Source organism: Streptomyces sp. TAA486 (assembly GCF_000426165.1).
In genome coordinates this window covers 136,773-154,598 of the sequence record NZ_AUEV01000009.1, presented here as the reverse complement: position 1 = coordinate 154,598, position 17,826 = coordinate 136,773, and the positions used below count along the sequence as shown (strand labels likewise).

Annotated in this window: 19 protein-coding genes and 1 tRNA gene; 8 read left to right on the top strand and 12 right to left on the bottom strand. The window is 69.8% G+C overall.

Annotated features, from left to right (window positions below; all coding sequences use genetic code 11):
• Window positions 1-30: 30 nt before the first annotated feature.
• Together I004_RS0115220 and I004_RS0115215 are read right to left on the bottom strand one after the other, a co-directional pair.
• Complete coding sequence (locus I004_RS0115220) at window positions 31-789, bottom strand: membrane protein insertase YidC (RefSeq protein WP_028436207.1); 759 nt, start codon at window positions 787-789, stop codon at window positions 31-33.
• 226 nt (window positions 790-1,015) lie between these two features.
• A complete protein-coding gene (locus tag I004_RS0115215) occupies window positions 1,016-1,345 on the bottom strand; it encodes a DUF6412 domain-containing protein (RefSeq protein ID WP_486580009.1) in 330 nt (109 codons plus the stop codon).
• A gap of 117 nt (window positions 1,346-1,462) precedes the next feature.
• On the opposite strand from I004_RS0115215, the gene rdgB reads away from it, so the two are divergent.
• The gene (gene rdgB / locus I004_RS0115210; RefSeq protein ID WP_028436205.1) at window positions 1,463-2,089 is read left to right on the top strand and encodes an RdgB/HAM1 family non-canonical purine NTP pyrophosphatase; all 627 of its coding nucleotides are present in this window, start codon (window positions 1,463-1,465) and stop codon (window positions 2,087-2,089) included.
• A gap of 57 nt (window positions 2,090-2,146) precedes the next feature.
• On the opposite strand, the gene I004_RS0115205 is transcribed toward rdgB, so the two are convergent.
• From I004_RS0115205 to bcp, 4 genes are all read right to left on the bottom strand, one after another.
• A tRNA-Leu gene (locus I004_RS0115205) sits at window positions 2,147-2,228 on the bottom strand.
• A gap of 14 nt (window positions 2,229-2,242) precedes the next feature.
• Window positions 2,243-2,941, bottom strand: a complete 699-nt coding sequence (locus I004_RS34085; RefSeq protein WP_486580008.1) for an HNH endonuclease signature motif containing protein — start codon at window positions 2,939-2,941, stop codon at window positions 2,243-2,245.
• The gene (locus I004_RS40330; protein WP_028436204.1) at window positions 2,920-3,306 is read right to left on the bottom strand and encodes a hypothetical protein; all 387 of its coding nucleotides are present in this window, start codon (window positions 3,304-3,306) and stop codon (window positions 2,920-2,922) included. Before I004_RS40330 ends, I004_RS34085 begins: the two co-directional genes overlap by 22 nt.
• A 191-nt stretch (window positions 3,307-3,497) precedes the next feature.
• Complete coding sequence (bcp, locus tag I004_RS0115190) at window positions 3,498-3,971, bottom strand: thioredoxin-dependent thiol peroxidase (RefSeq protein WP_028436203.1); 474 nt, start codon at window positions 3,969-3,971, stop codon at window positions 3,498-3,500.
• Window positions 3,972-4,296: 325 nt separating this feature from the next.
• Between bcp and I004_RS0115185 the strand changes: the two genes are divergently transcribed.
• Entirely contained in the window at window positions 4,297-4,620 is a 324-nt protein-coding gene (locus I004_RS0115185) for a DUF3618 domain-containing protein (protein ID WP_028436202.1), read from the top strand.
• 85 nt (window positions 4,621-4,705) lie between these two features.
• The gene (locus I004_RS0115180) at window positions 4,706-5,038 is read left to right on the top strand and encodes a GroES family chaperonin (RefSeq protein WP_028436201.1); all 333 of its coding nucleotides are present in this window, start codon (window positions 4,706-4,708) and stop codon (window positions 5,036-5,038) included.
• Window positions 5,039-5,162: 124 nt separating this feature from the next.
• On the opposite strand, the gene I004_RS34080 is transcribed toward I004_RS0115180, so the two are convergent.
• On the bottom strand, window positions 5,163-7,442 hold the full coding sequence (locus I004_RS34080; protein WP_486580007.1) for a transglycosylase domain-containing protein: 2,280 nt from the start codon (window positions 7,440-7,442) through the stop codon (window positions 5,163-5,165).
• 263 nt (window positions 7,443-7,705) lie between these two features.
• On the opposite strand from I004_RS34080, the gene I004_RS40325 reads away from it, so the two are divergent.
• From I004_RS40325 to I004_RS0115160, 3 genes are all read left to right on the top strand, one after another.
• A complete protein-coding gene (locus I004_RS40325; protein WP_028436200.1) occupies window positions 7,706-8,515 on the top strand; it encodes an ABC-2 family transporter protein in 810 nt (269 codons plus the stop codon).
• Window positions 8,516-8,687: 172 nt separating this feature from the next.
• The gene (locus I004_RS0115165; RefSeq protein WP_106965358.1) at window positions 8,688-9,452 is read left to right on the top strand and encodes an ABC transporter permease; all 765 of its coding nucleotides are present in this window, start codon (window positions 8,688-8,690) and stop codon (window positions 9,450-9,452) included.
• A 101-nt stretch (window positions 9,453-9,553) separates the two neighbouring features.
• Window positions 9,554-10,513, top strand: a complete 960-nt coding sequence (locus tag I004_RS0115160) for an ATP-binding cassette domain-containing protein (RefSeq protein ID WP_028436198.1) — start codon at window positions 9,554-9,556, stop codon at window positions 10,511-10,513.
• Window positions 10,514-10,520: 7 nt separating this feature from the next.
• On the opposite strand, the gene I004_RS0115155 is transcribed toward I004_RS0115160, so the two are convergent.
• Complete coding sequence (locus tag I004_RS0115155) at window positions 10,521-11,819, bottom strand: SGNH/GDSL hydrolase family protein (RefSeq protein ID WP_028436197.1); 1,299 nt, start codon at window positions 11,817-11,819, stop codon at window positions 10,521-10,523.
• Between the two features lie 229 nt (window positions 11,820-12,048).
• Here I004_RS0115155 and I004_RS0115150 point away from each other — a divergent pair, with 229 nt between their 5' ends.
• A complete protein-coding gene (locus I004_RS0115150; RefSeq protein WP_037976316.1) occupies window positions 12,049-13,494 on the top strand; it encodes a DUF445 domain-containing protein in 1,446 nt (481 codons plus the stop codon).
• Window positions 13,495-13,557: 63 nt separating this feature from the next.
• On the opposite strand, the gene I004_RS0115145 is transcribed toward I004_RS0115150, so the two are convergent.
• From I004_RS0115145 to I004_RS0115135, 3 genes are all read right to left on the bottom strand, one after another.
• Window positions 13,558-13,935, bottom strand: a complete 378-nt coding sequence (locus I004_RS0115145) for a hypothetical protein (protein ID WP_051345057.1) — start codon at window positions 13,933-13,935, stop codon at window positions 13,558-13,560.
• A 168-nt stretch (window positions 13,936-14,103) separates the two neighbouring features.
• Window positions 14,104-14,829 (bottom strand): ribonuclease PH, encoded by a 726-nt coding sequence (gene rph / locus I004_RS0115140; RefSeq protein ID WP_028436194.1) that lies wholly within the window; start codon window positions 14,827-14,829, stop codon window positions 14,104-14,106.
• A 122-nt stretch (window positions 14,830-14,951) separates the two neighbouring features.
• Complete coding sequence (locus I004_RS0115135) at window positions 14,952-15,185, bottom strand: PTS glucose/sucrose transporter subunit IIB (protein WP_028436193.1); 234 nt, start codon at window positions 15,183-15,185, stop codon at window positions 14,952-14,954.
• 290 nt (window positions 15,186-15,475) lie between these two features.
• Here I004_RS0115135 and I004_RS34075 point away from each other — a divergent pair, with 290 nt between their 5' ends.
• On the top strand, window positions 15,476-16,951 hold the full coding sequence (locus tag I004_RS34075) for a PTS transporter subunit EIIC (RefSeq protein WP_486580006.1): 1,476 nt from the start codon (window positions 15,476-15,478) through the stop codon (window positions 16,949-16,951).
• Window positions 16,952-17,061: 110 nt separating this feature from the next.
• Here the strand turns inward: I004_RS34075 and I004_RS0115125 are convergent, their stop codons facing one another.
• Complete coding sequence (locus I004_RS0115125; protein ID WP_028436192.1) at window positions 17,062-17,823, bottom strand: MBL fold metallo-hydrolase; 762 nt, start codon at window positions 17,821-17,823, stop codon at window positions 17,062-17,064.
• Between the last annotated feature and the right edge of the window lie 3 nt (window positions 17,824-17,826).

Below are 17,826 nucleotides of genomic sequence, written 5' to 3'. Positions count from 1 at the left end.
AAGAGGCGGTTCAGCTCCACAACCCCGTGTTCATGTAGTGGACCGCCGCCCCCGGGACACCGCTCCCGGAGCGGGCACCTCGGGCCGGCCCGCACGCAGAGCAGCACGCTCCACCGCCGTCCACGTCGTGCTCGTCACCACGTACAAGGCGGCAGCGAGCGGCACGACCGCCACCGTGACCAGCGTCCCGAACGACAGCAGCGGCAGCATCCGGGCCATCGCCGCACCCCCGGGCGCCGCAGAGGCTCCGGGCGCCGCGGGCGCGAGGGCGGGCGCGTCGGCCATGAGCCTGCGCGTACGCACATACGTCCACGTCGCCACCGCACCGACCAGCACGAACAGGCCCGCGTACACCAGCCCCGGACCGCCCACAACGCCACCCGCCTCCAGAGCACCGAACCAGCGCCCCCCGAGCGGAGCCCCCAGCAATGTGTGGCCCAGCAGGGCCTCGTCCGTGGTGAACAGGTGGTACATCGCGAAGAACACCGGCAGTTGCAGGAACATCGGCAGGCATCCCGCCACCGGCGACGCCCCCTCCTGCGAACGCACCCTCTCCAACTCCCGCCGCAGCCGGTCCGGATCCGAGCGGTGCTTGCGGTTCAGCTCCGCCATACGAGGAGCCAGCGCGGCCCGGACACGCTCACCCCGCACAGCCGCTCGCGCCAGCGGATGCAGCACGAGCCGCACACACATGGTGAACACCACGATCGCCGCGGCCGTCGCCGAAGCACCGAAGAGCGGACCGAGAACATCGGACAGCTGCGCCACAAATGCAGCGAAAAAAGACATGGTTGAGCCCTCCAGGGGTCTCGTCGTGCCGGATCGGGAAGCACCGGTGACCCACCGGTGCGAAGAAGATCGGCGCGACGAGCCGCGCGCACGCAGACCCGCGCCCGGACCCGGGACCTCAACGACGCGCCGCCTTCGGCGGGACGCTCAACAGCAGCCCACGGGAGGGAGATCGGAGAAGCCGGAGAACCCGGAGAAGGACGAAGCAGGTGGAGCGGAGCGAGTGCTACACGGCCGTCGCGAGGCGACGGCCCGGTGCTCGCGGACGCGGACGCCCGTCGGCATCCGGATCACGCTGCGGCAGAAACGCCGTACGCAGCTCACGGTCCCTGATCGCCGTACGGACACGGGCCCGGGCCACCTGCGGAACAGCCGCACCGACGGCCACGCCGGCCAGCGCATGGCACAGCAGCAGCACCGCCGCGGAAGTCGCGGCAGCCGTCAGCACTGTGGTCAGCCCCGTCCCGGCCAGGAAGAACGCGACGAGGGAGAACACCAGCCCGGAGAGATGCACACGCAGAGCCCGCCCAGTCGCACCCACACCGGAGTCGATCACGCGCCCTGCCTCCTCCCCGCCGTCATCCGTAACTCGTCCTGCCCGTACGAGAATAGCCCCACCGGAAACCATCGACCGCCCGGCTGCCGAGGAACCCACCGGTGGATAATCGGCCCCATGAGCAGCAGCGCCCAACACCAGCCCGGCCGCCTCGTCCTCGCCACCCTCAACGCACACAAGGTCACCGAGCTCCAGGCCATCCTCACCGACGCGGGCACAGACCTCGAACTCGTCGGCGCCGACGCCTACCCCCACATCCCCGACGTCAAAGAGACCGGCGTGACCTTCGCCGAGAACGCCCTGCTCAAGGCCCACGCACTCGCACAGGGCACAGGGCTCCCCGCCGTCGCCGACGACTCCGGCCTGTGCGTAGACGTCCTCGGCGGCGCCCCCGGCATCTTCTCCGCCCGCTGGGCCGGGCGGCACGGCGACGACAAGGCCAACCTCGACCTGCTGCTCGCCCAGATCTCCGACATCGACGCCGCACACCGCGCCGCCCACTTCGCCTGCGCGGCGGCCCTCGCCCTCCCCGACGGCACCGAACGCGTCGCCGAGGGTCAGCTGCGCGGCACCCTCCGGCACGCACCCTCCGGCACCGGCGGCTTCGGCTACGACCCGATCCTCCAGCCGGACGGCGATTCCCGTACGTGCGCGGAACTCACCCCCGAGGAGAAGAACGCGATCAGCCACCGCGGCCGCGCCTTCCGCGCACTGGCGCCGGAGATCAGGGAACTGGTGCGCTGAGCCGAGCCGTACCGGAAAACGACGGGCCCCACTCGGAATTCCGAGTGGGGCCGGTTGTGCGCGAGGAGGGACTCGAACCCTCACGCCCGCAGGCACCGGGACCTAAACCCGGCCCGTCTACCAATTCCGGCACTCGCGCTGGCCGGGCACATCCTACTTCGATCTCCTGTCTGCCGAAGGCCAGCCCCGTCGCCTGTTGCGGCCGCACCACGTGTCGGTGATCGCGTGGCAGTTCGGGCAGAGATAGCGCAGATTCTGCCGTCTGTTGTCGCGCCAGTCCCCGTTGACGTGGTCGATCTGCAGAGTCATCGCCTGGCCGTTCCAGGAACCCGGGTTGCCGCAACGGGCACACACATACGGCACCCCGGTCGCATCGAGCGCCCTGCGCAGCGGGGCATGGTTGACACGGGGCATGCCGTCGGGCCGGACCCGGAGTACGTCCTGGGCGTTCCGCCTCGCCGGAGCGGACCGCAGTGAGTGCTCCGTACGCCGGCGAAAGTGCGCGGTGTCCAGGCCGAGGCGGACCACCCGCCGCTGGATCTTCATGCGGTTCGACTCGTTCACCGTCATGCCCAGTTCCCGCAGCACTCCGGCATAGGAGACGCTGCGAGCCACCGCTTCACGCAGGGCCGCCTCGGGGACGGCGATGCGGGCGTGGGAGAAGTGCGAGACGTCCGCCCCGGCTTCATGGAGCATCCTTCGCAACGCGGCGCGGGAGCGGCCGTCGTCCGGCAGTCCGAGCTCCCGTGCGAGGGCCCGGAGCCTCCGCACGGAGTTGGCCGTCTCTCGCAGCTCCTCGTCGGAGAAGGGCAGCTCCACCCGTGGCCGGTTCAGGCCCGGGAAGTGGCCCACATCGACACCCGCTGCGGCGATGCGCCGGCGGATGTGCGAGAGCGGCCCAGCGACGGCTTGGCCCCCAGGGCGGCGACCACTTCCCGGAGCCTGGTGGATGAGACCACTGCCCGCGCGATCTGCTCGTCCGAGTACTTGCTCCAGGGACTGCGGCGGGTGAAGTGACCGGTGTCCAGGCCGAGTTCGGCCACGGTCCTCTGCAACGTACGGCGGCGGCCACCGCTGACACGCAACCCCAGCGTGCGCATCAGCTCCGACCAGTTCGAGGAGGTTCCCACCGCCTCCGCGAGCTGCTCCCGCGTGTACTTGGTCCCCCGCAACGCCTCACCCCCGTCCCCGTAGGCACTGCCGCCCCAGCGCCGCACTCCACGAACATTCGTCGTGGTCTCGCACAGATCAACGACGGAGACGGGAAGCGGTCACGCCGTCCCAGCAGCGGGACGGAAGCCGGGCAGGCCAGCCGGCGGCGCACAGCGCACCGGCCCCCACCGGAGGCGATCCGGACCGGGGCCAGGCAGAGGGACGGGGAGGGGACCAGGGCAGGCTCTGGCGTGGTCTACTTCTCCAGTTCGAGGTCCTTGATCAGCTTGGCCACGTGCCCGGTCGCCTTGACGTTGTAGAAGGCGCGCTCCACCTTGCCGTCGGCGTCGACGATCACCGTCGAGCGGATCACGCCGGTGACGGTCTTGCCGTAGAGCTTCTTCTCGCCGAAGGCCCCGTACTCCTGCATGACCTCCTTGGAGGGGTCACCGACGAGGGTGATCTCGAGGTTCTCCTTCTCCCGGAACTTGGCGAGCTTCTCGGGCTTGTCCGGGGAGACGCCGATGACGTCGTAGCCGGCGCCGGTGAGCAGGCTGAGGTTGTCGGTGAAGTCGCAGGCCTGCTTGGTGCAGCCGGGAGTCATCGCCGCGGGGTAGAAGTAGACGATGACCTTGCGGCCCTTGTGGCCGGCGAGCGAGACCTGCTTGCCGTCCGCGTCCGGCAGGGAGAAGGCTGGGGCGGGGTCGCCGGGCTGCAGTCGCTCACTCATCTGTGCTCCTCGGTGTCGCTGTCGTCGGTCCCGAGAGTAGCCGCACGCGTCCGCGCCGGGGGTGCCGCGGGGCACCGCGCGGGGTGAGCTGAGAGACTGTACGTCAGGCCCGCCAATGGCTCGCGGGTCCCGCCCGGTCCGGCGTCGCCGGTCCGTGCGGGGCGAGTTCGCGTGGCCGGTCCGGGGAACGCGGAACGACAGCGGACGCGACGAACGCGACCGTGCCGTACCGGAGGCGGCCGACTGACGGGAACCGGGCCGTGGTTGGCCAGGTGAACGGCGTATGACGACGTATGAGCGACGGATCGATCGACGGAGGCGCGCGGTGCCACAAGGCAGGACTCCCGCGGACATCGAGGCGGACATCATCAGCAGGCGGCGTGAACTGGCCGCGACGCTCGATGAGATCGCCGTGCGCGTGCACCCCAGGACGATCGCGGGGGACGCGAAGGCCAAGGCGGCCGCGGCGGTGGACCGCACCGCGGGCCGCGCGTACGTCGCAGCCAACCGGGCGGTCGGGGACGTACGGTCGAAGTTCGTCGACGAGAAGGGCTCGCCCCGTCTGGAGCGGGTGGTGCCGGTGGCCCTCGTCGCCGTGGTCGTCGTGGGCGGGCTGTTCGCGCTGTCGGCTCGTCGGCGTCACCGCTGAGGCCCTGGGATACGGTCTAGCCGTGAGTTCCGAAACGTCTACCGGCCATGCGGCCCCCGGCTCGAAGTCCGGCGCGGGCGCGGGCATGGCGCACCACGACAAGCTGCCGATCCGGATGCTGCACGACCGTGTGCTGGTCCGTACGGACATCGAGGAGGGCGAGCGGCGTTCGTCGGGCGGGATCGTGATTCCCGCGACGGCGGCGGTGGGCCGCCGGCTGTCGTGGGCCGAGGTCGTGGCGGTCGGCCAGAACGTCCGTACGGTGGAGCCCGGTGACCGTGTGCTTTACGACCCGGAGGACAGGGCCGAGGTCGAGGTGCGGGGCGTGGCGTACGTGCTGATGCGGGAGCGCGATCTGCACGCGGTGGCGTCGGAGCGGCTTCAGGGCTCCGACGATTCGACGGGGCTCTATTTGTAACGGGCTCTGTCTGTGAAGCGGTGAGGCCGGGGTGTGCTCCAGGACCTCCCGCCGTCGGCAGCCCTCGCTCTGAGCCGGCCGACATGGACCCGGGCCGCCCGCACGCACCCAGGCCGTCCGCCCGTCAGCCGCCTTCCCACTCCTCGCCCGATTCCGCGATGCGGGCGGCGGACGCGGGCCGTCCCGTGGTGTTGCCGCCCTGCCAGCCGCCGCCCTGGTCACCGCCGCCCGAGCCGTCATCACCGCCGATCTCACCGCCGATGTCGCCTGTCGGCGGCGGCGTACCCGGGTCCGTGGGCGGCCCGGTGGGCGGGATGCTGGGCGTACCCGGGTCGGTGGGCGGTGTCGTGGGCCCGGTGGTCGGCGGCTCCGATGTGGGGCCGGTGGGCGGTGCGCTGGGGTCTTCGCTGCCCGGGGGCTTCGTACCGGGGATGTCCGCGTCGCCCCCGGTCTTGAGGTCGAAGTTGCGTACGGGCTCTCCCTTGAGGGCGGCCTTGGTGTAGTCGCCCCAGATCTCGGCGGGGAAGCCGCCGCCGTTGACGCGTTCGAGTCCGGCGGCCCCGTAGAGGGACTTCTGGACGCCGGTCTCGGAGTTCTGCCCCATCACGCTGATGACGGTGGCGAGTTCGGGCGTGTAGCCCGCGAACCAGGCCGCCTTGTCCTCCTCCGCGGTGCCGGTCTTGCCGGCCGCGGGGCGTCCCGCGCTCTGGGCGGCGGTGCCGGTGCCGCCCTGAACGACCTTGCGCAGTACGGCGGTTGTCGAGTCGGCGGCGCTGCGCTCGACCTGTTCGGAGACGTCGCGGTCGGGCAGGTCGATGACTTCGCCGCCGTGTGTGGCCTTCTCGACGAGGCTGTAGTGGCCGCGCTTCCCGTGGTTGGCGAGCGTGGCGTAGGCCTCGGCCATGTCGGTGGTGGAGGCGGTGGCGACGCCGAGTGCGATGGAGCCGTCCTCGGGCATGTTGGGGGTCTTCTCGGGAAGGCCGAGGTCGATGGCGGTGCGCTTGACCTTCTTGGGGCCGACGTCGACGCCCATCTGTGCGAAGACGGAGTTGACCGACTTGTTCATGGCCTGGGAGACGGGGATCTGGCCGTAGGACTTCTTGTCCTCGTTCTCGGGCGCGTAGTCGGTGCCGTTGCCGTCGCTGACGACTTCGCGCTTGTTCGTGCCGTCGTAGATGGTGCCGGCGGTGATGCTGCGGCCGTTCTGGGTCTTGGAGTTGTTCTCCAGGGCCGAGGTGAAGATGAACGGCTTGAACGTGGAGCCGACCTGGTAGTCGCGGCGTGTGGCGTTGTTGACGTACTGCTTGGTGTAGTCGATGCCGCCGTACATGGCGACGATCTTCCCGGTCTTGGGGTCGACCGAAGTGCCGCCCGCGCGCACGTACTTGTCGACCTTGCGGTCCTTTTCGAGCTTGGACATCAGCCGTTTCTCGACGGCCTTGCCCATGGCCTTCTGCCGCTTCGGGTCGAGCGTGGTGGTGATGCGGAAGCCGCCGGCCGCCAGGCGGCGCTCGTCGATGATCTCGTTGCTGATCAGGTAGTTCTTGACGGCTTCGACGAGGTAGCCGCGCTGGCCCGACATGCCGGTCGCGGGCTTGTCGCGTCCGGGCTCGGGGAACTTGAACGCGTCCCGTTCGGACCTGCTGATCCAGCTCTTCTTGACCATGCCGTCGAGCACGTAGTGCCAGCGGGCGACGGCCCGTTTGCGGTTCTCGGGGTGTGCCTGGGTGTCGTATGCGTTGGGCGAGTTGACGAGGGCCGCGAGGTAGGCGCCCTCGGCGGTGCTGAGTTCGTCGACGTCCTTGGCGTAGTAGGCCTGGGCGGCCGCCTGTATGCCGTAGGCGTTGCGCCCGAAGTAGCTGGTGTTGAGGTAGCCCTCGAGGATGTCGGCCTTGCTGACCTCGTTGTCCAGCTTCAGCGCGATGAAGAACTCTTTCGCCTTGCGCGTGACGGTCTGGTCCTGGTTGAGGTAGTAGTTCTTGACGTACTGCTGCGTGATCGTCGAGCCGGACTGCTTTCCGCCGCCGGTGACCATGTTCCAGCCGGCGCGGAGCATGGCTTTCGGATCGATCGCGGATTCCTGGTAGAACTCGCGGTCCTCGGCGGCCAGGACGGCCTCCTGCACGCTCTTGGGAACCTGGGCGAGGTCGATGTTCTCCCTGTTGATCTCGCCGTCGCGGGCGATCTGCGAGCCGTCGGAGTAGAGGAAGACGTTGGTCTGGGCGGCGGCGGCCTTGTTCGCCGGGGGGATGCTCACCAGGAGGTAGCCGGCCACGAGCACTCCGCAGGCGAGGACGAGTACGAGCATCGACCCGCCCAGCACCCACCGCCACGTGGGCACGAACCGGCGGAAGCCGGTCCTGCCACTGCGGGCGCTCCCCGTTGCTTTCGGCTCGTCGCTCATCTCTTCTGGGACCCCTCGTCCGAATTCGGGCGATCCGGTCATAACGCCCATCGTCGTAAGCGCGCCTGCTCGATCGTCCAGCTCACCGGGGTCGGTCGTACACGAGCGCGGCCCCGTCACTGTACGTGCCACGGCCCCTCGACCGTGCACGCGAATAATCGTTGGCTGCCCGCTTTCCGCGTGAGCTAGGCTCCTTCGTTTCCCAATCGTGAGAAAGCCACGAGGAAGCCCTACTGGGATAGACGGAGAAAGGCTTCAAAAGGATGCGCCTGCAAGGCGTCTATTTCGCCGTGGCGGCGGGCAGTTTCCGCCGATACTCCACGTACCGGGTCGCGACAGCGGCCGGGGTCTTCACCAACACCGTCTTCGGCTTCATCCTCGCCTTCACCTTCACCGCGCTGTGGAGCGAGCGGCCGCACCTGGGCGGTTACGACGAGTCACAGGCACTGACCTTCGTATGGATGGGCCAGGCGATGCTCGCCGCGGCGGCGCTGATCGGCGGGGGCTTCCAGGAGGAGCTCCAGGAGCGCATCCGCACGGGAGACGTCGCCGTCGATCTCTACCGGCCCGCCGATCTTCAGCTGTGGTGGCTGGCGGCCGATCTCGGCCGGGCGGGCTTCCATCTGCTGGCCCGGGGCGCCGCGCCCGTGGCCTTCGGGGCGTTCTTCTTCGAACTGGCCCTGCCCGTATCGCCGATGGCGTGGCTGGCCTTCCTCGCGTCGGTCACGCTCGGGATCGTCACGGGCTTCGCGCTGCGCTACCTGTTCGCGCTGAGTGCCTTCTGGCTGCTGGACGGTACGGGGCTGAACATGCTGAGCACGCTGATGAGCATGTTCTTCTCGGGGATGCTGCTCCCCCTGACCGTCTTCCCGGGCGTCTTCGGCGAGGTGGCGCGTCTGCTGCCGTGGGCGGCGACCATGCAGGTCCCGGTGGATGTACTGCTGGGCGAGTACGAGGGGGCAGGGGTGCTGTCGGCCTTCGCGTTCCAGGCGATGTGGGCCGCGGTGCTGCTGGCCGCGGGCAGGGCGCTGCAGTCGCTCGCCACACGGAAGGTGGTGGTCCAGGGTGGCTGAGCCGACGCTGAGCGACGGTGCGCGGACGGGCGTCGCGGGCCCACGCGAGGCCGGGGCGTACGCCCCCGGCGGTCCCGCCAAGAGGCCCCCCGGTGACGCGGACGGCGCGGGAGCCGAGGGTCCCCTGGCCCGGCTGGCGTGGGGACTGCGGGCGTACTGCTTCATCGCTGTGATGTGGGTGCGCTCCACGATGGCCTACAGGGTGTCGTTCGTGATGATGGCCGTCGGCAACTTCGCGATGTCAGCGCTCGACTTCGTCGCGATCATGATCATGTTCTCGCACGTGGAGGTCCTCGGCGGGTTCACCCTCCACGAGGTCGCCCTGCTGTACGGCACTTCTGCGGCATCGCTGGGCCTGGCCGACCTGCTGCTGGGGTCCTTCGACCGGATCGGCACGCGGGTGCGCGACGGGACGATGGACACGATCCTGGTGCGGCCCGTGCCCGCGCTGGCGCAGGTCGCCGCGGACCGGTTCGCGCTGCGGCGGCTGGGCCGCATCGGCCAGAGCGTGCTGGTCCTGGGGTGGGCGCTGAGCGGTGTGCAGCTGGAGGGCGGTGCGTGGACGCCGCTGCTGCTGGCGGTGACGGTGCTGAGCGGAACGGCGATCTTCGGCTCGGTCTTCGTCGTGGGCGGCGCCTTCCAGTTCTTCGCGCAGGACGCCGCGGAGGTGCAGAACTCCTTCACCTACGGCGGCGCGACGCTGCTCCAGTACCCGCCGACGGTCTTCGCGAAGGACATGGTGCGCGGGGTGACGTTCGTGATCCCGCTGGCCTTCATCAACTGGCTGCCCGTACTACGCCTGTTGGGCCGCGACGATCCGCTGCGCCTGCCGGGCTGGGTGGACTTCGCGGGACCGGCGGTGGCCGCGGCCTGCTGCGTCCTGGCCGGGCTTGCCTGGCGTGCGGGACTGCGGGCCTACCGCAGCACGGGCAGCTGAGGCATCACGGAACGACCGGACGAGCGGGACGGCAGGACGAGCGGGACCGGGCGGGGGACGGACAGCACCGGGCAGGACGATCGGGAGGGGAACCGGAGGAGATGGACGGCGACTTCATCGTGCTGGAGGACCTGGAGAAGGTCTTCCATGTGCGCAGGAGGACGGGAAAGCTGCGGCGCGAGCGGCAGGAGGTGCGTGCCGTCGACGGGATCTCCTTCAGCGTCGCGCGCGGGGAGATGGTCGGCTACATCGGCCCGAACGGCGCGGGGAAGTCGACGACGATCAAGATGCTCACCGGCATCCTCACGCCCAGCGGCGGGCGGCTGCGCGTCGCCGGCATCGATCCCGCCCGTGAACGCACCAGGCTGGCGCGGCGCATCGGCGTCGTCTTCGGGCAGCGCACGACCCTGTGGTGGGATCTGCCGCTACGCGACTCCTACTCCCTCGTGCGCCGCATGTACCGCATCCCCGAGGCCCGCTACCGCGAGAACCTGGAGCGGTGCGTGGAGCTGCTGGATCTGGGCGATCTGCTCGAAGTCCCGGTGCGGCAGCTGTCGTTGGGGCAGCGGATGCGCGGCGACATCACGGCCGCGCTGCTGCACGACCCGGACGTGCTGTATCTGGACGAGCCGACGATCGGGCTGGACGTCGTCAGCAAGGCGACGGTGCGCCGCTTCCTGAGCGACATCAACGCCGCACAGGGCACGACCGTCCTGCTGACGACGCACGACCTCACCGACATCGAGCAGCTGTGCAAGCGCGTGATGGTCATCGACCACGGTCGTCTGATGTACGACGGTGCGCTGGCGGGGCTGCACGAGGTCGGCGAGAGCGAGCGGACGCTGGTGGTGGATCTGGAGCGCGAACTGCCGCCGATCGAGGGGATCGAGGGGGCCCGCACCGTGCGGACGGAGGGCCCCCGGCAGTGGCTCGCCTTCCCCGCGTCGGCGAGCGCCGCCCCGATCGTCTCGCGGATCGCCGACGGCTATCCGCTGGTGGATCTGTCCGTGCGGGAGCCCGACATCGAGGACGTCATCTCCCGTATGTACGGGGCGGGTTGAGCAGTACTTACGTCCGGGCGGGCGAGGAGCCCTTCAGCAGCTTCAGGTCCAGCGCCTCGGCCATCGCCCGGTATCCGTTGTCGCTGGGGTGCAGGTGGTCGCCGGAGTCGTAGGCCGGGCGCAGGCGGTTGGGGTCGGCCGGGTCGCGCAGGGCTGCGTCGAAGTCGACAACCTCGTCGAAGACCTTGCCCGAACGGATCTCCTCGTTGACCTGCTGCCGGGTCACATCCAGCTGCCGTTCGTAGCCGCGGTGGCCGCCGAAGGGTGTGAGGGTGCCGCCGACGACGCGAAGGCCGCGGGCGTGCGCGTACTTCACCAACTTCCGCAGGCCGTCGACGATCCGGTCAGGGCTGTTCTGCCGGGGCGGCTTGATGATGTCGTTGAGGCCCATCTCGATGACGACGGCCCTGACGCCGGAGCAGGAGAGCACGTCGCGCTGCATGCGGGTCAGGCCGCTGGGTCCGTTGTTGGGCGAGTAGCGGGGCCCGTCGACGAGGACGCGGTTACCGCTGATGCCGCCGTTGACCACGCTGTACCGGGGCGCGTCCCGTTCCGTGCGCAGACGTTCGGCGAGGAAGTCCGTCCAGCGGCGGTTGGCGCCGGGGCTGGAGGTGATGCCGTCGGTGATGGAGTCGCCGAGTACGGCGACCGCGCCCCGCGTCTGATTGGTCCACACATCGACCGCGGTCAGGTGGCGCCAGTACGGGCTCTGCTGGGTGAAGGCCGTGCCCGAGGTCTCCTCGGCCTTGTCTCCCTGCGCCACGTAGCTCGTCTGACGCGCGTAGGGGTGGTACGTCACGGGCCCGGACGGCTTCGGGGAGTAGGTGGTGACGAGCAGGTCCGCGGCGTGCGGGACGTTGAGCCTGACCGCGTCGCTGACGGCCTTGCGTCCCGGAGGGATGGTCACCGTGCGGGAGTTGCCGAAGGTCAGCCGGCGCATCGTGCCCGTGGCCGCGGTGGGGTTGCTGGGTGCGGCGGCGAGGGCGAGCGTCGCATGCGTGATCGTGAGCGGCTTGGCGCCGTAGAGGTTGGAGAGGGTGATACGGGCGCCGGATCCGCCCACCGAGGTGTGGACGACGTTGCGTATCGACATCTTGGCGTAGCCGTCACGGGTGTTGGGCTCGGCCGCCACGGCGGGGGCCGACCAGGTGCCGACCCAGTTGCCCGAGGAGGCGGGCGCCGCGGAGTCACGGGTGCCCTGCGTGATGCCGTCGAGGCTGCCGTCGTCACTGCCCACGCCGATGAAGACGGCGGTGGACACAAGCACGACGATCGCCGCCAGACCGGCGAGCAAGGCATAACCCATGTTTCTGGTCACGCTCGGTGTATCTCCTCGGGCAGGCGGAGCCCGAGGCTCCGAGTGGTCGCGGTGAAATGATCCCACGATCGCGGCATGGCCCTGTCCCCGGGGGGCGGCCAGGCCGGGGACGACCCGGGTGGCCGTCCGCAAAGACAGACGCCGTATGTCCGGGCTTCGTTCCACCTGTCAGGCACCTTGGGACACTGTAGGGGGGACAGGCCGAACGGTGGAGTGGATGGATCAGGCAAAAGCGGGCGACGTCGCCGCCGCAGGCGCGGGCGGAGTGAGGCCGATCACAGGCGGGACGGCGGCACGGTCCGCGGACCCGAGTACGAACGGCCGTACAGGCAGCGGGAGTTCGGGCCCGGGCGGCGCCGCGGGTTCCGGCGGCCGCCAACGGCGCCCCAATCCGGGCCCCCTGGGAACCTTCACTGCCGCGGACGAGGAGCGGCGCCGCGGTGTGCGCCGGATGAAGACCATCGCGACGGCAGCATTGCTGCTGATGGCGGTGGTGTTCGTACTCGCGAAGTGGGCGCAGCACGAGGGCGCGGGCGCCTGGACGGGTTACGTCGCGGCCGCCGCCGAAGCGGGCATGGTGGGCGCGCTGGCGGACTGGTTCGCGGTGACGGCGCTCTTCCGTCACCCACTCGGGCTGCCGATTCCCCACACCGCCATCATTCCCACCAAGAAGGATCAATTCGGCCACACGCTCGGGGAGTTCGTCGGGGAGAACTTCCTCTCCGGCGACGTCGTGCGGTCCCGGCTGAAGGCCGTGGGCATCGCCGGCCGCCTCGGTGCGTGGCTCGCGCAGCCCGAGCACGCGGACCGGGTCACCTCGGAGCTGTCGACGGCGCTGCGCGGCGCCCTCGCCGTCCTGCGCGACTCGGATGTGCAGGCGGTGGTGGGTGAGGCCATCACGCGCCGCGCCGACGCGCAGGAGATCGCACCCGGGCTGGGTTCGATGCTGGAGCGGGTCGTGGCGGACCAGGGGCACCGGCGCGTGGTGGATCTGGTGTGCGGGCGGGCGGCACAGTGGCTGGAGGTGCACAGCGACTCGGTGATCGAGGCAGTCACCGGCGGCGCGCCGGGCTGGACGCCCCGCTTCGTCGACCGCCGCGTGGGCGACCGCGTCTACCGGGAGCTGCTGCGGTTCGTGACGGAGATGCGGGACATGCCGGAACACCCGGCGCGCGGTGCGATCGACCGTTTCCTGACGGACTTCGCGACGGACCTGCGTTCGGATCCGCAGACGCGGGAGCGTGTGGAGCGGCTCAAGAGCGACGTGCTCGGCCGCGGCGAGGTGCAGGACCTCATCTCCTCGGCCTGGAACGCGGTGCGTTCGATGATCGTCGCGGCGGCGGAGGACGAGAGAAGCGAACTGCGCGTGCGGGCACGGGCCTCGCTGCTGTCGCTGGGGCAGCGGATGGCCTCGGACGGCCGCCTGCGGGGCAAGGTCGACGGCTGGATCGAGGACGCCGCGGTGTACGTCGTCACCACGTACCGGGACGAGGTGACGTCCCTGATCACGGAGACGGTCGCGAGCTGGGACGCCGCCCACACGTCGAAGAAGATCGAGGCGCACATCGGACGGGATCTTCAGTTCATCCGTCTCAACGGCACAGTCGTCGGATCCCTGGCGGGACTTGCGATCTACGCGCTGGTGAACCTGGTCACGCGGTAGGCGGTCCCCCGCGCGGGGCGAGGGGGCGGCCGTGACGCACGGCCGCCCTGCGGCAGTCTGCGGTCAGCCCGTGCAGACCTTGGTCAGCTCGTCGGCCGCCTTGCCGACCGGACGCACATCGGGCTCGCGCCCGGCGTCGAGGTCCTTCTGCGCGTCGCTCACTGCGGTGCTCACATGGTCGACGGCCTTGTTGACGTCGGCGTCGCCCGTGTTGTCGTCGATCTTCTTGAGGTTCTTGTCGATGCGGTCTATCGACTCCTTGGCCTGCGCCGGGTCCTCGGAGGCACCGGAGACGGCCTTCTGGAGATCGTTGGCCGCTTCGGCGACGGTGACGGCGGTGTTGGCGCAGCTGACTGCCTTGTCCACCGCGCTGCACCCCGTCAGGACGGTGGCGGCGAGCGCGACGGTGCCGAGGACGGGGAGCACGGGAGAGCGACGCACAGGAACCTCTTCCTAGTCAGTGGACGGGCCGCGCGGTATGACCCGCGCGGCCCGTACCTCTTCAGACGTGTAAAGCATACGCAAAGTTCCCTGACCCGAACCGCCCCTCGTGCGCTGCGGATTCGGCTCCGGGACGTGCACGGCGACCGCGGCTGCGGCCGCCCGCGGTCAGCCGGCGAGCGCCTTCCGCTGGGCGCCGTCGAGCTGTACGCATCCCTGGACGGACAGATCCAGCAGTTCGTTCAGCTGCTCGCGCGCGAACGGCTCGCCCTCGGCGGTGCCTTGGACCTCGACGAAGTTCCCGTCGCCGGTACAGACGACGTTCATATCGGTCTCGGCGCGCACGTCCTCCTCGTAGCAGAGGTCCAGCAGCGGCTTCCCGTCGACGATGCCGACACTGACGGCGGCGACCGTGCCCGTCAGCGGCTGGGACTTGCTCTTGATGAGCTTCTTCTCCTGCGCCCATGCGACGGCGTCGGCCAGTGCGACGTAGGCGCCCGTGATCGCGGCGGTGCGCGTACCGCCGTCGGCCTGGAGGACGTCGCAGTCGAGCACCACGGTGTTCTCCCCGAGCGCTTTGTAGTCCACGACAGCGCGCAGCGAGCGCCCGATCAGGCGGGAGATCTCGTGGGTGCGGCCACCGATCTTGCCGCGTACGGACTCGCGGTCGCCGCGGGTGTTCGTGGAGCGCGGCAGCATCGCGTACTCGGCCGTGACCCAGCCCTTGCCGCTGCCCTTTCGCCAGCGCGGCACTCCCTCCGTGACGCTGGCGGTGCACAGCACCCGGGTGTCGCCAAAGCTGATCAGAACGGATCCCTCGGCGTGCTTGCTCCAGCCGCGGTCGATGGTGATGGGACGCAACTGGTCAGCCGTACGGCCGTCGAAACGAGTCATGGTGCGAGCCTAAGCCCTCACGTCTGAACGCCCGTTCAGCCCATGGTCCGTTCACACTTCCAGGCATCCGCTGCGCCGGCGGGCCGGAGAGACACGGCCCCGCCGGAGGTGGCAGCGGTGCGTCACATCATGTCCTCGATCTCGACGGCGATCGGGTCGGCGTCGGTGCCGATGACGATCTGTATGGCCGACCCCATCTTCACGACGCCGTGCGCGCCGGCGGCCCGCAGAGCCGCCTCGTCGACGAGCGTGGTGTCCGCGACCTCGGTGCGGAGACGGGTGATGCAGCCCTCGATCTCGGAGATGTTGTCGAGTCCGCCGAGCCCGGCGACGATCTTTTCGGCCTTGCTGCTCATGTGTTTCTCCTGCTCTCCGGCGCCGCCTCACGTGTCGCGCACGCACCCCGGCCGACCGAGGTCTACACCAGTATGGGCCAATTGGCGGCCTTCGCCTCTTACGGCCCGATGCAGGGGCATTTCCCGGCGAAGCCAGGGGGAGACACTCCCCCTTTCCCTGGGTACATATGCGCCCTCACAACAACAAACCGCGCTTTCCGCGCTGCTGCGCTCGTGCTACAAGAGGTCTAAACCATTCATGGGGTCTGCTCCGCACGGTCCGACCTCCCGCAGACCACTGGAGGAAGTTGATGACCACGGCTACCGAAGCCCGGGGAACGGGCCGGGGCTCGGGTTCGATGGCTGTAGCCCAGCGCATCGGCCGCAGCCTCATGCTCCCCATCGCCACACTGCCCGCCGCCGCACTCATGGTCCGGCTCGGCCAGCCCGACATGCTGGGCCGCCCGAACTTCCCGGACTCCATCAACCGCATCGCCCAGTTCCTCGCCAAGGGCGGCGGCGCACTGATCGACAACATGCCGCTGCTGTTCGCCGTAGGCATCGCCGTGGGATTCGCCCGCAAGTCGGACGGATCGACGGCCCTGGCGGCGGTTGTGGGCTACCTGGTCTTCAAGAACGTCCTGGGGGCCTTCAAGGACGGCAATCTGCCCCCGGTCGAGAAGGTCATCGACGGGAAGGTCGGCACCGCCGCACCACCCGTGGACGCCGGTGTGCTCGGCGGTGTGGTGATCGGCATCGTCGTCGCCCTCCTCTACCAGCGCTACTACCGCAAGAAGCTCCCCGACTGGCTGGGCTTCTTCAGCGGCCGCCGTCTCGTGCCGATCCTCTCGGCCTTCGCCGGCCTCTTCATCGGCGTGATCTTCGGCTACATCTGGCCGGTGCTGGGCACCGGGCTGCACGACTTCGGCGCCTGGCTCGTCGGGTCGGGAGCCGCGGGTGCCGGTGTCTACGGTGTCGCCAACCGGGCCCTCATCCCGATCGGCATGCACCACCTGCTCAACTCCTTCCCGTGGTTCCAGGCGGGCTCGTACAAGGGCCAGCACGGCGACATCGCGCGCTTCCTCGCGGGCGACCCCAGTGCCGGCCAGTTCATGACCGGCTTCTTCCCGATCATGATGTTCGCGCTGCCCGCCGCGTGCCTGGCGATGTACCACTGCGCACGACCCGAACGGCGCAAGGTCGTGGGCGGCCTGATGATCTCCCTCGCGCTCACCGCCTTCATCACGGGCGTGACGGAGCCCATCGAGTTCTCGTTCATGTTCATCGCGCCCGTGCTGTACGCGATCCACGCGGTGCTGACCGGCATCTCGATGGCCCTGGTGTGGGCCCTGGGCATGAAGGACGGCTTCGGCTTCTCGGCCGGCGCGATCGACTTCATGCTGAACCTGGGCATCGCCACCAACCCCTGGGGCCTGATGCTCGTGGGCCTCGTCTTCGCGGTGGTCTACTACGCCGTCTTCCGCTTCGCGATCATCAAGTTCGACCTCCCCACGCCCGGCCGCGAGGCGCCCGAGCCTGAGGAACAGGAGCGGCAGCGGGAGCGGACGACCAACAAGGGCCAGGTCGGCGGCGACATCCCCGTCGCAGTCGCGGAAACGGCCACCGACAAGGCCATCGACAAGCAGGAGCGGCCCGTCTCCATGGGCAAGGCGTCCCGGAACATCACCCCGGACGCCCGGCCCGCACAAGGTGCTCAGTCCCAGGACGCCCGGCGCGGCCGGGACGACGGGGACGAGGACCAGGAGGGGACACGCGCCGGGATCTGACCCCGGACGGATGACCGGAAGGTGACCGCCGCGCCCGCTGCCCACAGGCAGTGGGCGCGGTGCCGCGTGGGGCCATGGCCCGCTGGGCCGGGCCGGACTTCGCGGCGCCGCTACAGCTCGTAGACCGCGCCCGGCCTGGCCAGCTCCACCGGGCCCTCGAAGACGTCCTTCGCGTCCCGGAGATTGACCTTCGCGTCGGTCCACGGCGGTACGTGGGTGAGGACCAGTCGCGCCACCCCCGCGGACTGTGCGCACTCCCCCGCCTCGCGGCCGTTGAGATGCAGGTCGGGGATGGCTTCCTTGCCGTCGGTGAAGGAGGCCTCACACAGGAAGATGTCCGCGCCGTGCGCCAGCTCGACCAGCGAGCCGCAGGTCCCCGTGTCACCCGAGTAGACGAGCACCTTGCCGCTTTCCCGGTGGGTGACCCGGAACGCGTAGGACTCGACAGGGTGCTGGACCTCCTCCGTGCGGACGGTGAAGGGGCCCAGGTCGAAGGAGCCGCCCCGCATCAGCGTGCGGAAGTCGAAGACCTCGCTCATCGCGGAATCGGACGGTGTGTCCCCGTACGCGACTGTCAGGCGCCGCTCGGTGTCCCGCGGCCCGTAGACAGGGATCGGCCCGCAACGTCCCCCCTCGTGGCGGTAGTAGCGCGCCACGAAGTAGCCGCACATGTCGATGCAGTGGTCGGGGTGGAGGTGGCTGAGCGCGATGGCGTCCAGGTCGTAGAGGCCGCTGTAGCGCTGGAGCTCGCCGAGTGCGCCGTTCCCCATGTCGAGGAGCAGCCGGTAGCCCTCGGCCTCGACCAGGTAGCTCGAACAGGCCGACTCCGCCGAAGGGAACGACCCGGAGCAGCCGACGACGGTGAGCTTCATGAA